18 protein-coding genes are annotated in these 21,146 nt (G+C 59.8%); 8 read left to right on the top strand and 10 right to left on the bottom strand.

Translation table 11 applies throughout. From position 1 onward, the window contains the following. Positions 1-15: 15 nt before the first annotated feature. The gene (locus tag KF767_17965) at positions 16-1,764 is read left to right on the top strand and encodes a S8 family serine peptidase (protein MBX3019778.1); all 1,749 of its coding nucleotides are present in this window, start codon (positions 16-18) and stop codon (positions 1,762-1,764) included. Between the two features lie 115 nt (positions 1,765-1,879). Here the strand turns inward: KF767_17965 and KF767_17960 are convergent, their stop codons facing one another. Beyond that, positions 1,880-3,943 (bottom strand): sodium-translocating pyrophosphatase, encoded by a 2,064-nt coding sequence (locus tag KF767_17960; protein MBX3019777.1) that lies wholly within the window; start codon positions 3,941-3,943, stop codon positions 1,880-1,882. 93 nt (positions 3,944-4,036) lie between these two features. Then, positions 4,037-5,035, bottom strand: a complete 999-nt coding sequence (locus KF767_17955) for an HD domain-containing protein (protein MBX3019776.1) — start codon at positions 5,033-5,035, stop codon at positions 4,037-4,039. Between the two features lie 213 nt (positions 5,036-5,248). On the opposite strand from KF767_17955, the gene KF767_17950 reads away from it, so the two are divergent. The 3 genes from KF767_17950 (at position 5,249) to KF767_17940 (ending at position 6,939) form a co-directional block, all read left to right on the top strand. Beyond that, positions 5,249-5,839: a hypothetical protein gene (locus KF767_17950; GenBank protein MBX3019775.1), complete on the top strand. Its 591-nt coding sequence runs from the start codon at positions 5,249-5,251 to the stop codon at positions 5,837-5,839. Between the two features lie 97 nt (positions 5,840-5,936). Beyond that, the gene (locus tag KF767_17945) at positions 5,937-6,446 is read left to right on the top strand and encodes a DUF3828 domain-containing protein (GenBank protein MBX3019774.1); all 510 of its coding nucleotides are present in this window, start codon (positions 5,937-5,939) and stop codon (positions 6,444-6,446) included. 85 nt (positions 6,447-6,531) lie between these two features. Next, positions 6,532-6,939: a response regulator gene (locus KF767_17940; GenBank protein MBX3019773.1), complete on the top strand. Its 408-nt coding sequence runs from the start codon at positions 6,532-6,534 to the stop codon at positions 6,937-6,939. Here the strand turns inward: KF767_17940 and KF767_17935 are convergent. After that, a complete protein-coding gene (locus tag KF767_17935; protein MBX3019772.1) occupies positions 6,878-8,398 on the bottom strand; it encodes a response regulator in 1,521 nt (506 codons plus the stop codon). The genes KF767_17940 and KF767_17935 overlap by 62 nt on opposite strands. A 178-nt stretch (positions 8,399-8,576) precedes the next feature. Here KF767_17935 and KF767_17930 point away from each other — a divergent pair, with 178 nt between their 5' ends. Further along, complete coding sequence (locus tag KF767_17930) at positions 8,577-9,212, top strand: histidine phosphatase family protein (protein MBX3019771.1); 636 nt, start codon at positions 8,577-8,579, stop codon at positions 9,210-9,212. Positions 9,213-9,317: 105 nt separating this feature from the next. On the opposite strand, the gene KF767_17925 is transcribed toward KF767_17930, so the two are convergent. Beyond that, the gene (locus KF767_17925; protein ID MBX3019770.1) at positions 9,318-10,352 is read right to left on the bottom strand and encodes a M23 family metallopeptidase; all 1,035 of its coding nucleotides are present in this window, start codon (positions 10,350-10,352) and stop codon (positions 9,318-9,320) included. Between the two features lie 233 nt (positions 10,353-10,585). Next, positions 10,586-10,936 (bottom strand): hypothetical protein, encoded by a 351-nt coding sequence (locus tag KF767_17920; GenBank protein MBX3019769.1) that lies wholly within the window; start codon positions 10,934-10,936, stop codon positions 10,586-10,588. Positions 10,937-11,126: 190 nt separating this feature from the next. On the opposite strand from KF767_17920, the gene KF767_17915 reads away from it, so the two are divergent. Further along, positions 11,127-11,693, top strand: coding sequence for a superoxide dismutase family protein (locus KF767_17915; protein ID MBX3019768.1), 567 nt, complete (start codon positions 11,127-11,129; stop codon positions 11,691-11,693). 62 nt (positions 11,694-11,755) lie between these two features. Here the strand turns inward: KF767_17915 and KF767_17910 are convergent, their stop codons facing one another. After that, a complete protein-coding gene (locus KF767_17910; protein ID MBX3019767.1) occupies positions 11,756-12,211 on the bottom strand; it encodes a hypothetical protein in 456 nt (151 codons plus the stop codon). Positions 12,212-12,352: 141 nt separating this feature from the next. On the opposite strand from KF767_17910, the gene KF767_17905 reads away from it, so the two are divergent. Next, complete coding sequence (locus KF767_17905) at positions 12,353-12,769, top strand: hypothetical protein (protein MBX3019766.1); 417 nt, start codon at positions 12,353-12,355, stop codon at positions 12,767-12,769. On the opposite strand, the gene KF767_17900 is transcribed toward KF767_17905, so the two are convergent. After that, a complete protein-coding gene (locus KF767_17900; protein ID MBX3019765.1) occupies positions 12,766-16,698 on the bottom strand; it encodes a hypothetical protein in 3,933 nt (1,310 codons plus the stop codon). The two genes, KF767_17905 and KF767_17900, sit on opposite strands and share 4 nt — an antisense overlap. A gap of 268 nt (positions 16,699-16,966) precedes the next feature. Here KF767_17900 and KF767_17895 point away from each other — a divergent pair, with 268 nt between their 5' ends. Next, positions 16,967-17,320 carry a YbaN family protein gene (locus KF767_17895; protein ID MBX3019764.1) on the top strand — a complete coding sequence of 118 codons (354 nt, stop codon included), beginning with the start codon at positions 16,967-16,969 and terminating at the stop codon, positions 17,318-17,320. Positions 17,321-17,352: 32 nt separating this feature from the next. On the opposite strand, the gene KF767_17890 is transcribed toward KF767_17895, so the two are convergent. From KF767_17890 to KF767_17880, 3 genes are all read right to left on the bottom strand, one after another. Continuing rightward, positions 17,353-18,192, bottom strand: a complete 840-nt coding sequence (locus KF767_17890) for a class I SAM-dependent methyltransferase (protein ID MBX3019763.1) — start codon at positions 18,190-18,192, stop codon at positions 17,353-17,355. A 61-nt stretch (positions 18,193-18,253) separates the two neighbouring features. Further along, positions 18,254-19,927, bottom strand: coding sequence for an Ig-like domain-containing protein (locus KF767_17885; protein ID MBX3019762.1), 1,674 nt, complete (start codon positions 19,925-19,927; stop codon positions 18,254-18,256). A gap of 274 nt (positions 19,928-20,201) precedes the next feature. Beyond that, positions 20,202-21,146, bottom strand: a 945-nt coding sequence (locus KF767_17880; protein MBX3019761.1) for a hypothetical protein, incomplete at its 5' end; no start/stop codon positions are given.

The raw sequence follows: 21,146 nt of genomic DNA, 5'->3' as shown, positions 1-21,146 counted from the left end.
GCCGATAGAAGACCTATGAAGTCACTGAAGATTTTCGCGACGACAAGCCTTGTCCTGACCCTGGCCGGCTGCTCACGGGGCGTTCCGCAACGCCAAGTGGAACTCGCGATCAACATGAGCGCGACCGAGAAGCTCGTGTCGACGCTCGCGGTGCCGCCGACGCCCGCGAAGAACTGGGCCGCGCGGGCCATCATGAGCGGCGAAGAGCTGCAATGCTTCGCGATCGCGGTCGCGGGGCCCGCCGCCGAGAACAAAAGCTCTTGCCGAACCCTCTCCGCCAAAAACATCTCGTTCACGAGCCTTCATGGCTTTCACGCGAAGTCGTCGTCGGTCGAAATCGAAACGCCGACCGGCAGCGGTCGCAAGCTTTACATCTTGGGCGCGCGGATGGCGAACGGCGAAAGCTGCCCGACGCTCGCGGACTTCAGTCCCCGTCGCTCGACCCAACTGCGCGTTCTGGGCGAGGCTTCCCTCGACGTCACGAACACCGAGGCGCCGATCCGCGTTCCGGTCAACTTCGACGGCGAAATCATCGACGAGTGCGGCGGTCCGGCGCTTCCGCCCGAACGCAAATCGATCGCGCGTTGCAACCTGCACCGCGCCCGCGTGACGGCAACGCCCGGCGAGTTCATTTCAAATCAGATCGTGGTGCATCTGCCGCGCGAAATGCCGGCCGTGAACGATATCAATCAAATGCGCGCGATCATCCCGAGCGCCGTCGCCATCACGCGCGAGTGGAAACACATGAACTCGTACCTGCTCACGATGCCCGTGGGTCTGACGCTGGTCGAACAGATGGATCAACTGTGCGCGCTGGAGCACGTCTCGTTCGTCGAGCCCGTCGAGGAGATTCCGGTTCACTCTTTCTCGGCACCGCTCACGACGCCCTACGCGGGTTCGATCGTCAGGATCGGCCACCTGGATACCGGGCTGACGGTCGGCCACAGCCGCTTTAACGGCGCGAATCTTTTCGAAAGCTTGGAAATCCCGAACGGGATCGACGACGACGGCGACGGTTTCGCGGACAACGAGTACGGCATGAACTGGCGCGCGGGAACACCGGGCCCGGTGGACGACGAAGGTCACGGCACCGCGGTGAGCGGCGCGATCGCGATCGGCGCGGGTTACGACATCACGGACGGCGGCGAATGGTCGACGTCCTCGTTCAAGATCATCGGTGAAAAATTCCTCGACTCTCACGGGAAGGGCAACTCTTTCGACGCGGCCTCCGCGATCGAGCACGCCCGCTTCATGGGCGCAGGACTCGTGCTGTTGCCGTTTGGCGGTGCGCACGACAACATCCTGCTCCGTCGCGCGATGGTGCGCGCGAGCGCCTCGAATATTTTGCTGGTCAGCGCGGTCGCGAATAACGGCGTCAACGAAGCGGTCAGCCCGACCTATCCCGCGAACATTTCCGTCGCGACGAATCTCGCCGTCGGCGCGCTCAACACCGCCGGGGATCGCGCGTCGTTCTCGAACTTCGGCGGGCGCGTGAAAGTCTACGCCAGCGGCCAACAAATTCTGACGACCCTGTATACAAATAGCTTGGGTTACCAATCGGGAACGCCCCTCGCCGCCGCGCAAGTCGCGGGGCTCGCGACCCGTCTGAGCTTCGTGAACCCGTCTTTGACGGCTTACGAACTGCGGAACTACCTCGAGACCAACTACGCGGCCAAAGGCCTCCGCACCGCCGCCCAGCACGAAGCGGACGTGGTCAGCGCACCGCAAGGCCTGATCCCCCCGATCGAGTTCTATCCCGAGTAAAGGGAGCCGCTCACTTGTTGAAACGCGCCGCCCCTGATCCCTCTTAAAAAAGAAAAACCCGGGGAGACCCGGGTTTAAACACACTGCGTTTCAACAAGTGAGCGGCTACTTACCTTCAGCCGCCAACCGTTGCCACCAGCTGCGCGATCAGCAGAGCGACGACGCTCATGACTTTGATCAGGATCGCCACGCCCGGGCCCGAAGTGTCTTTGAAGGGATCGCCGACGGTGTCACCGACCACGGCCGATTTGTGCGCGTCCGAACCTTTTTTGTGTCCGGCCAGGCCGCCTTTTTCGATGTACTTCTTCGCGTTATCCCATGCGCCACCCGCGTTCGCCATGAAGAGCGCCATGGTCGCACCCACCGCGAGCGAACCTGCAAGCGTTCCCGCCAGAGCCGCCGGGCCCATCACGAAACCGATCACAACCGGAGCCAGAACCGCGATCAGACCGGGGATGATCATCTCCCACAGAGCGGCCTTGGTCGCGATATCGACGATCTTCGCCGGTTCCGGCTCGGCTTTCGACTCGAGCAATCCGGGGATTTCGCGGAACTGACGTGCGATCTCTTGCACGATTTTTTCCGCCGCGCGACCAACCGCCGTCATCGTGGTCGAACCGACCAGGAACGGCAGAATCGCACCGATCAAAAGACCGATCAGAACGCCCGACGAAGTCAGATCCAACGACATTTTCGCGAGACCCGCCAACTGACGAGTGTGGTTCACTTCCATATTAAAGGCCGAGAACAGCGCCACGACGGTCAGAACCGCCGAACCGATGGCGAAGCCCTTACCGATCGCCGCCGTCGTGTTACCGACCGCATCGAGTTCATCGGTGATGTCGCGCACGTTTTTACCGAGGCCCGACATTTCCGAGATTCCGCCCGCGTTGTCCGCGATGGGGCCGTAAGCGTCGACGGTCATGACGACCGCGGTGCCCGCCAGCATGCCGACCGCCGCCATGGCGATTCCGTAAAGGCCCAGGAAATAATCCGCAACGAAGGCCGCCGCGACGACCAAAAGGATCGGCACCGCGACCGACTCCATACCGACAGCCAGACCGCGGATGACGTTCGTCCCCGCACCGGTGAGCGAGGCTTGCGCGACGTCACGGATGGGCTTCATCGCCGTGTAGTACTCGGTGATCAGACCGATCAATGCGCCCGCGACGGCACCCGCCGCCAACGCGATGGTCACGTCTTGAGTCACGCCGAAGATCGGCATCAAGATGAACGAAGCGATGGTCAACAGAACCGGCGGAATCAAGAGCGCGATCCGCAGAACGACCGCGGGCGACATCGAACGCATCGCGCGTGTCGCGAAGATCACGACGATCGAAATCGCCAGACCGATTCCCGAAAGAATCAGGGGCAGGTTGATCGCCATTTCTTTCACGGCTTCCGGCGCCGCACCGGGCATCAGACCCGAGATCATCTCGGCCGGAATCGTGAGGGCGATCGCCATCGCCGCGACGATGGCCGCAACCATCGACTCATAGATGTCCGCGCCCATACCGGCGACGTCACCGACGTTGTCACCAACGTTGTCCGCGATGACGCCCGGGTTACGGGGATCATCTTCGGGAATCCCCTGAACGACTTTACCGGCGATGTCCGCGCCGACGTCCGCCGCTTTGGTGTAGATCCCGCCACCGATCCGCGCAAACAGCGCGATCGAAGAGGCCCCCACCGCGAACGAGTGCAGGATCGTGCCGATCGCATCGGAACCCGCGAAGGCGACGTACAGTCCACCCAAACCGACCAAGCCCAGTCCCGCAACCGCCAGACCCATGACCGCGCCGCCATCGAGGGCGACCAGAAGGGCGTTGGGTTTCGAACCGAGAGCCGCGGCTTGCGTGGTGCGGACGTTGGCGTAAGTCGCCGCTTTCATCCCGAAGAAGCCCGCGAGCAGCGACAAGAAGGCGCCGAGCAGGAAGCAACCGGCCGCGATGTAACCCAGCTGCCAGCCCATCAGCACGGCCACGACGACCGCGTAAACCGAGAGGACTTTGTATTCGCGCACGAGGAAAGCCATCGAGCCTTCGCGAACGTATCCCGCGATGCGGTTCATGGTTTCATTTCCCGCAGGTTGTGCTTTCACACGGAAGTACAAAGCCACCGCGATGATCAAGCCCACGACACCCGCGATAACAGGCGCTAACAGCCAAGACTCGGACATATCCACTCCTTAACAAAGTCGTTTGAGGACGCGACTTTGACCCGGACACTAAATGTTGTCAAATCTTGGTTATTGCTCAGACTTTGAGCAGAATCAGTTGCTGAAAAACAGAGCGCGCACGCGGTGAAGAAGCCGAGGTTCGAAGACCTTATCGCGGTGCCACTCTTCGAAAAGACCCTTCAGATTCAGTCCGACTTCCCGTCCGTCGACACTCCCGAACACCTGCTGGTCGATTTCGTCGGCCATGTGCAGAATTTGGGCGAAAGGGGACACTTGCAGCCCGCGCAGTTTGCGCGGAAATCCCGAGCCGTTGAACTTCTCGTGATGCTGCTCGATCATCGTGCGGGTCAGCGCCGAGATCACGATATTGCGCTCGTCGATGATCGAGATCGAGTGCTGAACGTGATCGTCGATCTTCATGCGGTCATCCAGGCTGTAGGAGTTCTTGCGGTGGGCTTGGAGCGCCAAATCGCCCGGCAGTTTCGCGAGCCCCAGATCATGAAGAAGCGCCGCCATGGACACATCCGCGACGGTCCGCTTCGACGAGTAGCCCGAGCCCAACCCGATCATGACCGCGAGCGACGCCACGTTCACGGGATGTTTTTGAAAGTCCGTCCCCGTCGCGGCGAGATTCACCAGATTGCGGTAAGTGCGCCGCCCGTTTTCGTTGATCTCGTTCAAGACACTGTCGATCACGACGGACGAGACGTCGTTCAAATTGTCCATCATGGAGCGGACGACCGCCGCATCCTGATTCTCGAAAGTGCCGCGCAGAAGTCCGCGCACCGCTTTGCCGTAGACCTGGCGGTTGTTCGCCCCCGGAGTCACATCCAGAAGTTTTTTGAGGCGATCGGAGACGTAGGACACGAATTTCGCGTAGTCGTCGCGGCGGATGACGAGGTTCGAGTTTTCGGCACGCGAGAATTTGGCGAGGCGGTCTTTTTCGAGGATATCGCCCTGCCGGCGGTACAGAACGATCCGCTCATTCAAAGGCAGACGCAGGTAAAGATCGAACGTCAGTTCCAAATCCCCCGCGAGATCCGCATTTTGAATCGGCACAAACTGCGCTGACTGTTCGGCGTTGGTTTCCACTTCGTCCTCGAGTTAGGCCTTCAGGCTACCAAACACCGACGCCCCTGGCACCCCCGCCCGGACCATCGTCAGTGCGGTCATTCGCGCGATCATCGATCGCGAGCCCTTGGTCGGCCTTCTGTCGACTCTTTTGACAGGAATTTTCTGCAAAAACGTCCATGGCGTTTCTGGGAAGGGCGCGGTTCTTCCAAGAGGACTCTCCCTGGAGGCACCATGAAACTCAAACACCTGATCCCCACCTTGATTCTGATGAATATCTTCACCTTCACGTCCTTCGCACAAACGAAGTCGGAGGCGGCCGAAGTCAAAGCCCAGTTCGCGCAAAAGCTGCGTGAGCTTTCCGCTGAAGACCGCGCGGTCTTCCAAGACGAATTCCGCCAGCTGATGGACGAAGCCGAACAACACAATCTGCTGCAACGGGTTTCCAGCAACGGCGTGGACTCGAAAATTCGCGTCATGGCCTGCGTGCAGATCCAAGGCGGAATCGTGCTCGTCGCCGGCCAAGGCCTGAAATGCGTGAACTCCGACGGCGACATCTTCACGATGCAGTCTTTCGGCGCGTTTGAACTGACCGCGGGCATCGCGGGCGGCGTCGCGACCGGCTATCACTACGGACCGGCGCGCAACGGCAACTACGGCGTGAAGCTCGGCGCGGGTCTGCACGTGCTCCTCGGCGGATCGGTCTTGATCACCGGCCCCTACCGTATCCTGAACGTCGGCGCCGGCGCCGGCCTGCAAGCCAAGTGGGGCGTCCCCCGCGACTCGATGTTCGGCGGTCAAATCCACGTCACCGTCGGCGAATAATCCCGCGAAAAACTCGCCCGGACTTTGGGCGCAGTTTGACCTCAACGCACCCCGCGACCGATGGACGCGGGGTGCTTTTTTTTCGAAACTGAAGGGCGTGATTCGCCTCATCCTTCTACTTAGCTTCAGCGCTTTCACCGGTTGCCGGTCGCTTCCCCGGGGCGATGCGCACGAGGCCCCCACGACCGTCATGACCCGCTTTTACGAAGCCTACTTTCAAACCCGCGAGAACATCCGTCCCGCGTATTCGGAAAGCTTCGCCGAGCTTCTCTCCGAGAACCTCGAGGTCTGCCGCGAGATCGCGAACGCCACCGACGTCTGCGGCTTCGGGGCGGATGTCGATCCGTTTCTGGACGCGCGGGCCGATCAAGGCCGCCTGGATCTGGAAAGCGCGCGTTTCCAAGCCAGGGACGCGGGCGCCGGTGTCGTGGAGGTCGAATTCGACCTGCAGCCGCCGGAACGCAGCGCCTATCACCACCGCAAGATTCGCTATCTGATGAAGGTGGAAGACGGACGCTGGGTCATCGACGACATCCAATACGGCGCGCGTTCGGCGAGATCCCAGATGATGAGCGAAATCCAAGAACTGCGCGGCGGGATCTTCTAGATTTTGTCGAATTAAATGACGCTCCCGTGAAATTCCCGTGCGGCCCCTTTATCCCGAAGACTCCCACGCCGACAAAGGACCTGTGATGAACGAGAAACCTTTGATTTTGATCGTAGACGACGAAGCCGGGCTGCGCTTTCTGCTCCAGAACCGTTTGGAGAAGAAAGGCTTTAAAGTCGATTTCGCGACCGACGGCGCCAATGCGTGGTCCAAATTGAGTCAAGGTCTGCAACCCGATATGGTCGTCAGCGATATGAAGATGCCGGGGATGGATGGCGTGGAGCTGCTCCGCCAGGTGCGCACGACGAGCGCGCGCAAAAATCTGCCCTTTCTGTTCATGACGGGATTTCCCGAAAAGCGCGCCGAAGACGAAGCGAAAGACCTCGGCTGCGTCGAGATCTTCATCAAGCCCTTTTCTTACAACTCTTTGGTCAGCCGGATCGAACGCTACTTTTCTGAAGCGAACGCGGCCCAAAAGCCTCAGGGAGCTTAGCTCCCATCACGTCCTCGATCATCAGTTTGAATTCGGTATCGTCGATGGGTTTACGGACGACGCCCTGAACGACGTTCGTGTCCGCCAGATGCTTCACCCGCGTATCGTTCACGTCTTCCGTGACGAAAACGATCGGGAGCTTCAACTTACGGCGAATCTCGTCCACCAGTTGCGCCCCGTCCGTGTCGGTGAGTTTCAAATCCGTCAGCACAAGGTCGAAATCCGGGCTCGCGTTCAGGGTCAGGATCGCCTCGCGTCCCGTACCGCAGGTCGTGACGCTGAAACCCCAGCGGTCCAAACGACGCTGCAGGATTTGGCGAAAACCTTCCTCACCGTTCACGACCAAGATGCGCGGCAAATTGGCCGGAACCACGCTGCGCTTTTGTTTCGGGAAGCTGAGGATGAAACGCACGCCGTGCGGCTCGACGTTTTCAAAACGGAGCGAGCCGCCGTGGGCGCGCATGATGTTGTAACACAAGAAAAGGCCAAGGCCCGTCCCCTTCCCGACGGGTTTCGTCGTGAAGAACGGCGTGAACAGATTTTCCGCCACCGAGGGCGGAATCCCGGGGCCGTTGTCTTCCACCGCGATCGAGAGCTGATCGGCGGTTTCCGAACTCACGACGGTCAGCCGCGGGGGCACCGATGACTCGAGCTTCAGTGCGTAGAGCGCGTTTTTCACCAGATTGATCAGCACCTGCTCGATGCGGATCGAATCGATGGGCGCGCGCAGGCGCTCGTCGATTTTCACGCGCAGATCGATACCTTCGAATTCGTTGAGCGCCGTGAAGTTGGTCGCCGCGCGATCCCACACCTCTTGCAACGCCAAGTTTTCCATTTGCGGCTCTTCCCCGCGGGCGACGCTCATCATGCTTTGGATGATCCGGATCATCCGGGTCAGCGTGTCCTGCATGGGTTTCAGATCGCGGCGGAGCGACTCGGGGCTGATGTCGTTTTCGTCGATGGACATTTCGATGTTCTCGACGAGTCCTTGCAAGATCGCGAGCGGATTGTTCAGCTCGTGCGCGATCCCGCCCGTGAGGCGACCGATGTCCGCGAGTTTGGAGACACGGCTCATCTCGGTGACCAGCAGTTCTTTTTCTTTCTGCAGGTTCAAAATCGGCGTCAGATCCTCAAGGTCGAAAAGCCAAGCGGGCTTCGCCTCTTTCAAAAAGGGCGTCAGCGTCAGGTTCACGCTGACCGGTCGGCCCGTCCGGCGCTTCAAGGTCAGCTGCAATTCCTGACGACCTTCGGTCGCCCGATTGGTTTCGAGGATCTCCATCAGCGCGTCAATGCGCCGGGTGGAGGGCTCGTCGAAATACTGCTTCCAGCTTTTGCCTTCGATGTCCGCCGAACTCGCGCCGAGCAATTCTTCGCCGGGGCCATTCACGAATAGAATTTTCTGCGATTTTTGATCGAGCAAAAAGATCGGGCGACCCAGCGCGCGCAGGATTTTTTCCATCCCCTTTATTTTGCGGGCGCCATGGCTCTTTCGGCAATGCCGAGACACCCCAGACTCGACCCAGAACCGCCCAAAGGTACCTTCTTCCTTTTGGTGGCGCACGGCTAGTGGCGCACGGCGAGTGGCGCACGGCTAGTGGCGCGGTTGCGCTACCAAAAGGAAGAAGGTACCTTTGGGTATGAAGTCCCACCTGTACTTGATCCGTCATGGGGAAACCGACTGGAACCGCAGCGAAAGGCTGCAGGGCCACTCGGACATCGAGCTGAACGACCTTGGTCGAGATCAAGCCTCGCGCCTGCGCCCCTTCGCCGAGAAGCTCCACATCGACGTGCTGGCCGCCTCGGATCTGAAGCGCGCGGTCGCCACCGCCCGCCTCGCGTTCCCTTCGGTCAGCGAGATCATCACCGATCCGCGCCTGCGCGAAGTGCACCTCGGCGAAGCCGAGGGGACGAACCGTCACGATCTCGAAAAACTTTTCGGCAAAGAGATTTTGCGCGCCTGGTTTTCGACCGAGCCCGACGACATGAAGCACCGCTTTCCGGGAGGCGAAAGCCGCGCCGAAGCGCTCGTGCGCATCACGGAGTGCCTGACCGAGATCTTGCGGACCCACGGGACCGACGAGCGCCGGCACGCGAAGGGCGGACCGATCAAAATCGCGTGCGTGACCCACGGCCTGGTGATCCGGACATTGACCCAGTCGATTGTCGGTGAGTACCGCCCCGAGTTTCGCGCGCCGAACTGCGCGGTCTTCGAGTACGAGTTCGATCATCCCTCACAGAAGATGTCGTTCAAGACGATTCATCTGCTGCCGTAAAAAAGACGAAAGCGAACCGAGGGGGCAGTTCGCTTCCGACCCCCAGAGACTTCGGTTTGCACCTGGGCCTCCGGGTTTTAAAATTTGAATTCAGTTCTTCGCCTTTTACGCGAGCGAGAAGTATTTCTCGATCAGCTGCTCCAGGCTCGACAACAACTTGCCGATGTATTTGCGCGGGTTGACCGCCTTCGTGCCTTCATGAGTTTCGAAGTGCAAGTGGGGGCCCGTACCGACGCCCGTCGCTCCCGACAGGGCGATCCGCTCACCCGCGGCGACACTCGCGCCCACCTTCGTTTTGAACGAAGACAAGTGAGCGTACAGAGTCTGCATACGTTTTTCCGGATGGGTCACGATCACGTAGTGACCGTAGCCCTTGAGTTTACCGCGCTTCGTCCGCTCGCTCTTCAGAGCCAACACGCGGCCCTTCATCGCGGAACGAACCGTCGAGCCCGTCTTCGCACGCAGGTCGATCCCTTTGTGCAGTTTCTTTTTCTTGTAAACCGGGTGACGGCGCATACCGAACTCGCTGCGCGCGATCAGCGAACCTTCCAAAGGCTTCACGATGGATGAGCCGCCCGCGACAAACTCCACGAGGGGGTTCATGATGTCGCCCGCCGCATCCGCCACCATTTGGTTGCTGATGTCTTCCACGGCCGCGATCAAAAGCTGCGGCGTCGCGCTGGTTTGTGCTTCTTCCAGGGCGGCCTTGTTCACCGCCGAGTTTCCTTCCAGAACTTTCGTTTTCTTCTGGAAGACCACGAGCGAAACGCAAAGATCTTTGCGCTCCATGATCTCGGACTCACGTTGTTCGTCGTCGTTCACGTCGACCAGACGCAGACCGCAGACGAAACCGTTTTGCGAGGTCACTTTCCGACCTTGATCGTTCAAATAAGTGTAGTTCACTTCGTTCGGAATCGAACGTTGGTAGCTCAGCGCCAGATTCAGGGTCGCGATGTCCACGCCCAAAATCGCGCCCGCCTCCACGCGCTCCAGGTTCACCAGAGTCCGGGATTGGTTGGCGTCCACGACACGCATCATCTGCGTCTCCGTGAGCTCAATGTAAGCTTCTTTCTCGGCCTGGGCCTGCGCCTGAGCGGTGACCAATCCCAACGCGAGCACCATCATGGATTTCAGTTTCATGTGCGTCTCCTCCAGCATCCAACGTGGAGGAGCCCTAGAGCAAAGGCCGCGCCTCACCCGTTTTCCAGCCTTTTCCAAGGCCGAGTGACGAAAAGGGTGCATTCAGGACGGGGCTCGGGAAGGGCCGGGAAAGGCTTACAGGGAGCGCTTTTAAAAACCTAAAGGAATACAGAGGGAAAGGGCCGACGAGCTTTTGGACGGAAGCCGAAAATCGGCTCCGTCCAAAGGACCTTTTACTTCGTGCAAGTGATCTTGCCGACGATGTTGTTCAGAACGAGAGCCTGGGTGAAACGACCTTCATCGTTATAAGTCGTGTTGGTGATCGCGCCTTCGGTGTACGCGGGGCCACGCGAAACCGTCACTTGCGCGCGGTTCGTGCCTTTTTCGAAAAGGGCCACGTATCCCATCTCGAGGATGTCCGCTTCCAGACGCAGCCAGAACTTGTCGTCGTAGGTGGCTTTCATTTCCACGGTCTTTTCGATGGTCTGATTGTTTTCGACCTTGCGGTAGAGCGCGACGCATTTGTCCGCCGCCAGTGCGGGACCGAGAGCCATAAGGGTGACTAAAAAGAGAGCGATTTTCATTCGGGGTTCCTCCTCAGGCCTTCATTGACCAAAGCGTGGGGAATTTGTCCCCCAAAATCCGTGTCGTTTGAGATGTTTACAGGAGAAGTCGGACATTGACTCAGGCCTTCAATTTGAAGAGCCTTTCACGCGTTGGCGGGCTTTAGGCCTCGCAAGGACTCAACAATGTGCGTCTACGAAAGGATACCGAATGAAACTGCATCTGCTGAAAATCGCCCTGGGATCGACCTCGATTTTGATGATGGCCGCTTGTGCGGGAACGCCGCTGGCCGATGACACGTCGGTGCCCCCGACTCCGTCGAGCGAAAACCGCCCCACCGGCCCCGTTCGCCTGGAGGCGAAAATCGATCCCCAATTGAAAAGCCGGACGGCGGGTTCGGTCGTTCTGGAGCCGAATGCGGCCGGCGACATGACCGTCGTGAAATACGAAATCACGGGTCTGAAGAAAAACTCGAAGCACGGTTTCCATATCCACGAAAAAGGCGACTGCGGTGACAACGGCAACAAGGCCGGTGGCCACTGGAATCCGAACAGCACGAAGCACGGCGACCTGCACGCGCACGAGCGCCACCTCGGCGATTTCGGAAACATCCAGACCGATGCGAAAGGCGTCGCGAAGGGCGAGATCCAAGTCCCGACCTTCAGCCTCGAAGCGGCCAAAGGCCTGGCGGTGATCGTCCACGCGAAGGCCGACGACCTCAAATCGCAGCCCACCGGCAACTCCGGTGACCGCATCGGCTGCGGCGTTCTGCAGTAAAATTTCGGTTTCAAACGACTGATTGAAAAACCCGGCCCCCAAGCCGGGTTTTTTCTTTCAAGCTAGCCGCGCTCCATGAACCGGAGCGCCCGCGCGGGATCGAAGTCCGGCTCCAAGGGCTCGCCACACTTCGGGCAAGGGAACTCCGGGAGCAGGTGCCGGTGCCCGACCGGGACGTAATCGTAATGAACCCCGAGCTCCAAGCGGTGGCTGGCCTCGGCGCCGCACTTCTCGCAGACGAAGGGGGCGTAGAACGACTTCACCTCGCTGCCCGCGGGCAGAAAACCGTGGACCGTATTGATTTGATTGATGATCACGAAGGGACAGTCGATCAGACTCAGGCGGCTCGAAGCCGGGATTTTCAGGTTCCAGGCGATCCAGTTCTTCACGCCGACCGAGGTGATGAAGCTCATCTTCGAAAGATCGAGGCGAAGCTCGGTCTTCGTATCCACACGCAGCTCGAATAAGGGGGTCGTCTCCCCCACGGGCCCGATCACCCGCGCTTCTTGAATTCTCAAAATCAGTCCTCCCTGACTCTCCTATTTTGCCCGAGGCGGGCGGGCTTGTAATGTCGGTTTTTCAACCAGGGTTCCCTTTTTTGACACGCCTTGCTAAACACCCGTCCACATCGCGTTTTGAGAGTGTTTGAAGGAGTCCCCGTGCCTGCCCGGATCCGTCGTTTGTTCTTTGTTGGATTGTTGCTCGCCGCCGCTTTTTTGATCGGCAGCCTGGACGAGGCCCGCGCCTCTCTGACCTCACGTTTTATGATCACGCGCACGGAAATGCTGCGTGCCCAGGAGCTCGCCAAAGACCTGCGCCCGCTGCAAGAGTTCAGCTACATCGCGGGCTCGAAAGTCATCCACTGTCGTATGAATGCCCTCACGCAAGGTGCGGGCTTCGCGTGTGAGTTCCACTTCGGTTCGAAAACGCTTTTGCTGACAAGTCTGGAGATGGAACGCGTGGACGCGAAACTGGCGACCTACGCCCCGGGCGACCGCATCTTCTTGCGCGGCCGCGTCCAGCTCGAATGCTCGGTCTTCCGCGCACGCGAGCTGGATTGGGCTTGCCGCTACTAGTTCGCCCGGCAGGATTGCGAGCCGTTGGCCGTTTCGGTGAACGTTCCGAGCTTGAGAAGCGTTCCGTCGATCACCGCGCCGTTCGAGGCCAGAGCCGTCGGCTGCTTCGTGGCTTCGTAACAACCGCGCACCGTCGAGTCCGCCGCGCTTCCCTGAAGATTCAAGGTCAGGCCTCCGCCATCAAACGCGAGCGCCTGCTGCTCCCGCGCCAGGAAGTGGACCTCGTTTAAGGTCACGTTCGCGATCACCGCGCTGGCCGATCCCGAGCCGATTTGAATGAAGGGGCCATCCGACATCGCGTAGACGCGACCACGCCCCAACTTCACGTTCGACACGCCGTCGGAGTTCCGCTGGATCGAGAGCGCTTTACCCGAGATTCCCGTCGAAAAAATCGAGAAGTTTTCCACCTCGAGATTGACGTCGTCGGTCAACGAAAGACCGTTCGTCCCGCTCACGTACAAGTCCTGTACGAACGGGGCGCTGGCCGTATAACCGGAGCCTCCCATCAGCTTCAGTGCCGTTCCGTCGCCGGCGAAATTGTAGCCCGAGAGCTGATCGATCACGGAGTTACTCGAGATCGCGTTCACCTGGATGCCGACGAACGACGAAGTTCCGGACGTACTCGTCGCCGAGATCTCGGACATCGTGAGCCCACCGATCTTGTCGGCGAATCGGAAGCCGGTCGCCGTGGTGACATGGCATTGGACCGAGAGCCCCGAAAGCGCCAAAGGAAAGTCTCCGGATGCCGAAAGCGCGGTGGCCGTTCCGCCCGAAGCGATATTGAAACTCACGTTGACGATGCGCACCCGATTCGTGGAGCTCCCCACGAGGATGTCGACGGCGCTTCCCGAAGCGGGAACCGCCACCGTGAGGTACGCGAGGGCGACCGCATCGTGCACGGAAGAACTCGTCATCGAAAACTTCGCGCCCGAGAACGACACGTTATTGTAGTTCGGGAAAGTTCCGATCAATCGTTTCACATCAAGATCGGTGTTCTGATCGATGACGATCGAAGAGGTTCCCGCCAGACAGTTGGTCCCCGCGATCAGATCCGAGGCGACGGAATTCGCCGTCAGGATTTTTTCGCACGTCACGATCCGGAGTTCCGGGTGCAGCAGATCCTTCACCCGGAATTCGAGACGGTGCTCACCCGGCCCGAACGCCGAGAGGATGAAGCGACGATCGCTCGAGATGTCATTGCGGTGGATCCGGAAAATGTTGTTTACGAGGTCGAGTTGCCCGCCGCAGTTCGCGCCGCCGGGTTCGCTGCGGCAATCGAAACTCGTTCCCGTCTTCACGATCGGAAGCTCGAGATAGTCGCCGGTGAGCTGGTGTGACCCCACGACCTTGGCCAGCGCCCATTGACTCAGATACAAGCCATGCAGCTGTCGGTTACTGTCGAACGCGATGGACACGGCACCCGCCGGAGCGTGGGTGAGGTTTCCGGCGAAGCCCGTCCCGAAAGCTTGCGTCTTCGCGGTGAGCGTCGGCGATCCCGCCTCGACGAGCGCCTTGTACCAGAAACTCGTCCGGTAGGCGTTCTTCTGGATCATGAAGCTTCGACTGGAAACCTGACAGCCGTCGTCCGAGTAAGTCATCCCGAAACCCGTCGCGTTCAACTCGACCGAAACGAAGTCGCGGGCCGCCACGGGCGCGTCCTCGGAGTTGCGCAGCTCGATGTAACCACGCACGCAAACCCCGTAGGGCGCGGGAGAGGTCGCCATCACGACGCCGAGTTTTTCCGGCGCGGTCGCGCCGTTCGTCACGATCTTCGAAGCCGCGTTTTGCATCTCGAATCCCGAAAAATCGCCCGCGTGACTCAAAGTGACGCCGCTGTCGTCGTTGTCGACTCCGGTCGGCTCGAAATAGAAGATCGTGGTCTCGGGGAAACCGTCGCCTAGAGTTTGGCTCGCAGACAACGTCGAACCACCACAGCTCACTTTCATCGCCCCGCCGGTCGCGCTCATCGAGAAAGTTTTCACTCCCGAGCGCGCGTATTGCGTCACGCCGTCCGCCTCGAGACTCTGTACCTGGAAGGGGTAACAGCCGCCCGCGATCAGACTTCCCGGAAGGTTCGTCCGCAGCTTCGGCTCGCCGATCGCGAAGTGTCCGTCGGGATTGTACGTCACCTCGGTGCTGCCCAAAGTCAGGCTCACGGGCGACGAGCCATTTCCCATCGTGGGTTTCAGCCAGAGCGAAGCGTACTCGTGGGAGCTCGCCGGCATCGTGACTGACGAGAGCGCGGCTCCCCCACTCAAACAAAGCGACTCACTGGAGTAGAAGCTGAAGTTAGAACCCGGGAACGTCACCGCCAGGGGTGCGCCCAACAGATAGTCCGGCGCGGGTCCGCCCGAACCCACGCTATAGGTCTTCAGCGAGACCGGATAACACTTCCCGTTGGTCAGAGGTTTGGTGCTTACGCCGTTACTCAAATGAGAAGCGAGGCCCTCGAGACGCAAATACGGAGGCGAGACCGGTCCCGGACCGGGGCCATGACCGCCGAAAATGTAGGAAGGCAGGAACACCCCGTTCGGCAGCGGACCCGCGATCGAATCAAAACACATGGCCACGCCGTGGCCCGCGCTCACGTCGCCCGCGGTGAGCGAAGTTCCGACATAAAAACCACCGCCGGCCGTAATGCCCGTGCTGCCGGTCTGGGTCACGCCGAATTTGCCGATCTCTCCGCACGGAGCCGCATCCATTTGGTCGAGGAGCTGCGCGCCGGTCGGCGAAACTTTATAGACGCGCACATTGGTGACGATCGAAGCGAGGCCCGGCAAGAGTTTCCCGCCCAGGAAGTGCGGCGCCGACGAAACGTACAACGGATTCGAGCCCACGCCCGCGCCGAAGACGAAAGAGTCTCCATTCAAGCCGGTGGTGCTTCCCGGAGTCGCGATCATTCCGAAAGGAAAGCGGAAGCCCGCCACGAGATCGCGACCGTTCTCGAAATTGGTTTTCAGCAACGGCAGAAAATTCTGGTAGATGTTCGCGGCGGTGTTCCCCGCGGTATACGTTCCGCACAAAGGCGAAGAGGCCAGCGGCAATGCGCCCTGCACGGAAATTTTGGTCGCGGGCGCGACTTTGTTCGTGAGGCTCGCGGCGCTCGGCTCGGCGTCGTTCAGACCCAGAATGTGGAAGCCCAGCTTTACGGAAGTGCTTTTGTAGACGAACTTGTTATCCAGCTCGGTCCCCGAGGTGAGTTCGGAACAAATGATCCGCGCACTCCCGGCGCCGGGACCGAAATAACCGATAACGTGAATTTCGGCGTCCTCGTTGTCGCGCGGGACATTGGCCCCATCCAGATAGCTCGTGAAAGGAACGAACAATTTCGTCACGCGGTCCGAGGGCTTGAAGATCGTGCGGTCCCCGAGCTCCAAGGCCTGGCCGAAAAGATCGCGGCCGGAGTCCTTCAGCACGTAACGAAGCGGAATGCCTTTAATTCCCATCGTATTGAACCAGCCGTTCGCGATGCGCGCTTTCTCCAGCACCAAGGCGGGCCGATCGCCGGGAGGTTGGTAACGAACCTCCAGCTCGCCGGTGGGACCGGCATTGGCGGCGTCCAGATAACGTCCCGCGACCGCGCCCGTGATGAGCGGCAAACCGCCCGTCAGGTCGGTGACCGGGATCGAAATGTTCTCTTCCAGCTTCGCGAAGTCCGCGGTTTTGTCACCGTAGTAAAAGCTCGTCAGGCTGGTCGTGCGATTCTGATAGACCGCGAGCACTTGCACCAAGCGCGACTTCCCGGTCGGCACGTCCACGAAGAACTGCGACGGCGGAGCGCTCGGCGTCGCGCAGCTTCGGCACGCGTCCCAAGTGAACAAAACCGTGTTGGTGAGGCCCGGGCCCGTCACGTTGATCACCAAATGACCGAGCTCCAGACTTTGCGCGGAGTTCGCGGCCTTGGTCATCGCCGGAATCGAAATACTCATTCGTGATGTCTGCGGCTCGTTCGGCGAGCATCCCGCCATTCCAAGCAGTACGACCGTCCATCCAATTCCGCGCGCAAGTCTTTGAATATTCAGCATCTTCGCCCTCACCATCATTGAACTTTTCGGAAATCCCGACGACAGACTTGAAAGCGTTCTCAAAGCGGACCTCTCGAAGTGAGACAATCGTGGCCTCGAAAGGGGCATTATGTTAAGAGAGGGTTCAGGAGTTCTCGAAGTGACGCAGTCGACTTTGCGCAGTCTCTACATCGTGCTCGGAAGTGTTTCGCTGGGTCTAGGCGTGATCGGGATTTTCCTGCCGCTCCTGCCCACGACGCCGTTTCTTCTGCTCGCGGCTTTTTTCTTCTCGCGCGGCAGTGAAAGACTGCACCATTGGCTGACCGAGCATCCCCACTTCGGACCGCCCATTCGGGATTGGAATGAGGGCGGCGTGATCCGTCCCCGCGCGAAGGTGGTTTCGCTTTTGACAATGCTGGTGGGAATTTGGAGCGTATGGACCTTTTTCCCCGCGCATCTGCCCTACGGAAAATACGGGTTGATCGGATTCATGCTGTGCATGTCGGTCTTCATCGCGACCCGCCCCTCGAAACCGAAGTCTTGCTGAAGGATCTTCGTCGACGTGGCGGTCGTTTCACTTCAAGTCACGAAGGATCGAAGTTCTTCGATGGCGCCCGCTCTTTTTTCGAGAGCGGCTGACGAAAACTTGCGGAACTCGACGATCAGATGGCCCGAGCAAAGGATGTTCAGGTCGCGGGTCAAACGAAGGGCCTCATCGTAAGCCGGCGGTGAAACCTTCAGGGATTTTTTGCGGAGCGAACGTCGGTAGACCCGCGCGCTCTTCCAGTAGATCCAGGACGCGCTCAGCACGAAAAGTCCGAACGACGTCCAGTTCACGCGCGCAGGATGAATCTGCGAGATTTCAAGCCCCGCGACTTTCCCGAGCGTGCGCAGTCGTTGGATACCGATCGAAAAAAGATGTCCGAAGTAGACCCTTTCTTCCGCTCCCGATTTACCGTCCGCCATCCATACCGAATCCACTTCGTTCGGCGGCAAGACGCGCAAGGTTTCCGCTTCGAGCAGAAAGTGCGCGAGCTTGGAGCGCAAATTCGACGTGTTCGGGGTCGTCAGGATCATGCGACCGCCGGGCTTCAAGACCCGCACGCAGTCGCGCAGGATCTTCAGCTGATCTTGAAGATGCTCGATGCCCTCTTGAAAGATAATCCAGTCCACCGAAGAGTCCGCCAGCGGCAGACGGTCGCCCAGGTCCACTTTTTCGCAGATCACACCGGGGACTTTGAAAAACTCGGGAAACAGATCCAGGGCGCGTACGTCCGCGCCCAGTTCCAGAAGCCGTGCGCTGGTGACGCCGTTGCCGGCGGGCATGTCGATGACGACCTTGCCCTTGAACTCGGCCGCCTTCGCGTCGAGCACGCGAAACAGCAGGTCTTTGATATTGTTCGAACCGCGCCAGTACATGGCGACAATTTTGTTTTGGCTCTACGGAATGTCAAACGGGAAAGCGTGGACGTGCCTAGATTCAAGGCGGAAAGAGGTCCACCATGGGAATCGCGGCCGAGATTTGTTGGGCGTTCGTCGTATTATTTGCGCGGGTGAAGTACATGGTCGCATCACCACCATCTTCGAAAAACTCGACGATCAAAGGATACTTTTGCCCTGCGGTCAGGGAAACATTTGAGGCCGTACAATTCCACGTCGCGGCGTGGGCCGTCCAGTTGTTGATAATCTGAACTCCGTTCAACCAAACTCGCACCCCGTCATCCGAGTAGGTACAGAAACGGTTTGTTCCCGAAACCGCTTCGTAATACCCCGTCCAACGAACCGCAAACTTCTCGGCGACTCCCATCGGGTTGTTACCGGTCGTCCAGCCGAAGGCGATGTTCGCGTCGTTTCGCTGCCCCACTTTGTTGCCGGGAACGAAGGGGCTGGGGACGCCGCCACCGGTCCAGTTGTAGTACTCGCCCAGCAGGCCCGTTCCCTCTTCGCTGACGCTTTGGCTCGCGCCGACGGTGACGGTGCGTTGTCCCGTTTGACCGCCGAATGCGGCGCGTACGCTCGAGGTTCCCGCCGAAATGCCGGTGACGCGCCCCTGGTAACCGACGGAGTTCGAAACCGTCACTCGATTGGTCGCGGTGCTTGTCCAGGTCGCGGATTCCGTCACGTCGAGGGTTCCGCCGTCCGAAAGCGTCGCCACGGCGGACATCGGATAGGTCGATCCGACGGTGATCGTGACCGTCGGATTCACGGTGACCGCCGTGACCGTCGCGCCGTTGACGTTGAGGGCCGTGTTTCCGGAGATCGCCCCCAAGGTCGCGGTGATCGTCGTTGAACGAAATCCCGTGAACGAGGGCGTCGTCGCGAGTCCCTTGCTACCGGCCACGTTACTGATCGTCGCCGCGGACGTGTTTGATGACGTCCAAGTCACCTGATTCGAGATGTTCGATGAGGTGCTGTCGCTGAAGTTCCCGGTCGCCGTCATCTGTTGCGTCGCGGAGGTCATGACGATGGCACTCGCCGGAGTCACGGTGATCGAGGTCAAGGTCGCCGCGTTGATCGTCAGGGTCGCGGTGCCCGTTGTCGCTCCGAGTGTCGCCGTGACCGTGACCGATCCCGCCGCGACCCCTTGGGCGCGCCCCCACTGTGGAGCCATGTTGGAAATCGTCGCGACACTGCTATTGGTCGTGGACCAAGTCACCGTATCGGTCACGTTTTGCGTCGAGGAGTCGGAGTAGGTCGCCGTGGCGACAAAGTCTTGAGTGGCGTTCACGCCCATGCTGCGGGTTCCGGGAGTCACCGTGATCCCCGTCAGCGTTTTCGAGGCGACATTCACCGAAACGTTTGCGGTGTACCCACCGTAGCTGATCTGTACGGTGGCGGTGCCTCCGCCCACAAAAGAGATCAGCCCTTTGTTCACGGTCGCAACCGAGGCGTTCGATGTCGTCCACGTTCCTTCTTCCGTAATATCCGCAGAACCGCTCGGAGAGTTGATCGCCTGCGCGGTGATTTGGATACTCCCGCCGATTCCTCCAGAGACGTAACCTTGCGAAACCGTAATCCCGACGATTCCGACGACGGTCACCGTCGCCTGGGAGGTCGCGCCGCCGGCGTCCGTGATCCGGACGATCGCCGTTCCGCCGCTCGCCGCGGAAGTGAAGAGCCCCGTCGAAGAGTTGATGGTCCCACCACCGCTCACGATGGAATAAGTTCGCGTGCCTCGCCCCCCGTTTGCGAAAAAGGTGTGGGAGGTTGAGGTCGGCAGCGTCAAGGTGCTGGGTTGGATGTAAAGTGAACCACCGCGAGTGGCACCGACTTGAAAGAAGGGAACGGCTTGAGAGGAGTCAACAAGAGCGAACGTGAATAGGAGCGCGCCGAGACCGGCACCGATCCATTTTTTATTTCCGCGAAAACAAACTCTCTCGATGATCCTCACGCTGTCGTCCCACTCGAGTTGAATCTTCGCGGGCTTCTTAATTGAAGCCCGTCAGCCAAACAACGTAACAGTAGTTATCAGCTTTAATGATCGTGAACATGGTCGCGTTCGCCGCACGGCTTGTATGTGCCGGCATGAAGGACTCGGTTAAGTTCGTTCCTACCGCATCCGTACAGTTAATCGTGACCGCGCCCGTTCCCGAACCGCGAACGATCAGCGTATAAGCGGCGCCATCTTGCATATTGCTGATGTTCACCGTCGGGCTTCCCGTGTTGGTCGTCCAAATCATGATGTTGCCCGAATCCGCGTTGAACGCCAGCGGAGACGAGGCCGTCGAAGTCTGCGCCGTTCCGTAAACGTTGCCCTTCAGATTCATTCGGCCATTCGCCCCGATCGTCAACCGCGACGTATTGTTCGAGACGATATCCACCGTATTGTTCGTCGATCCATAAGTGACGGCTCCGGGGACTGCGCCCACGGGGCCGGTGGCACCTGTAGCGCCCGTTGCACCTGTAGCGCCCGTTGCACCTGTAGCGCCCGTTGCACCTGTGGCACCTGTTGCACCTGTGGCACCTGTGGCACCTGTTGCACCTGTTGCACCTGTTGCACCTGTTGCACCTGTTGCACCCGTCGCACCTGTTGCACCCGTCGCACCTGTGGCACCTGTGGCACCCGTCGCACCTGTGGCACCTGTGGCACCCGTCGCACCTGTGGCACCCGTCGCACCTGTGGCACCTGTGGCACCCGTCGCACCTGTGGCACCTGTGGCACCTGTGGCACCTGTGGCACCTGTGGCACCCGTAGCACCTGTGGCACCCGTAGCACCTGTGATACCCGTAGCACCTGTGATACCCGTAGCACCTGTGATACCCGTAGCACCTGTGATACCCGTAGCACCTGTGATACCCGTAGCACCTGTGATACCCGTAGCACCTGTCACACCGGTGGCACCTGTAGCTCCGACTGCGCCTGTAGCACCCGT

This window comes from Pseudobdellovibrionaceae bacterium, assembly GCA_019637875.1.
Lineage (GTDB): Bacteria > Bdellovibrionota > Bdellovibrionia > Bdellovibrionales > Bdellovibrionaceae > JAHBUW01.
The sequence above is the reverse complement of the archived record's forward strand: the minus strand, read 5'-3'. Positions and strand labels throughout refer to the sequence as shown.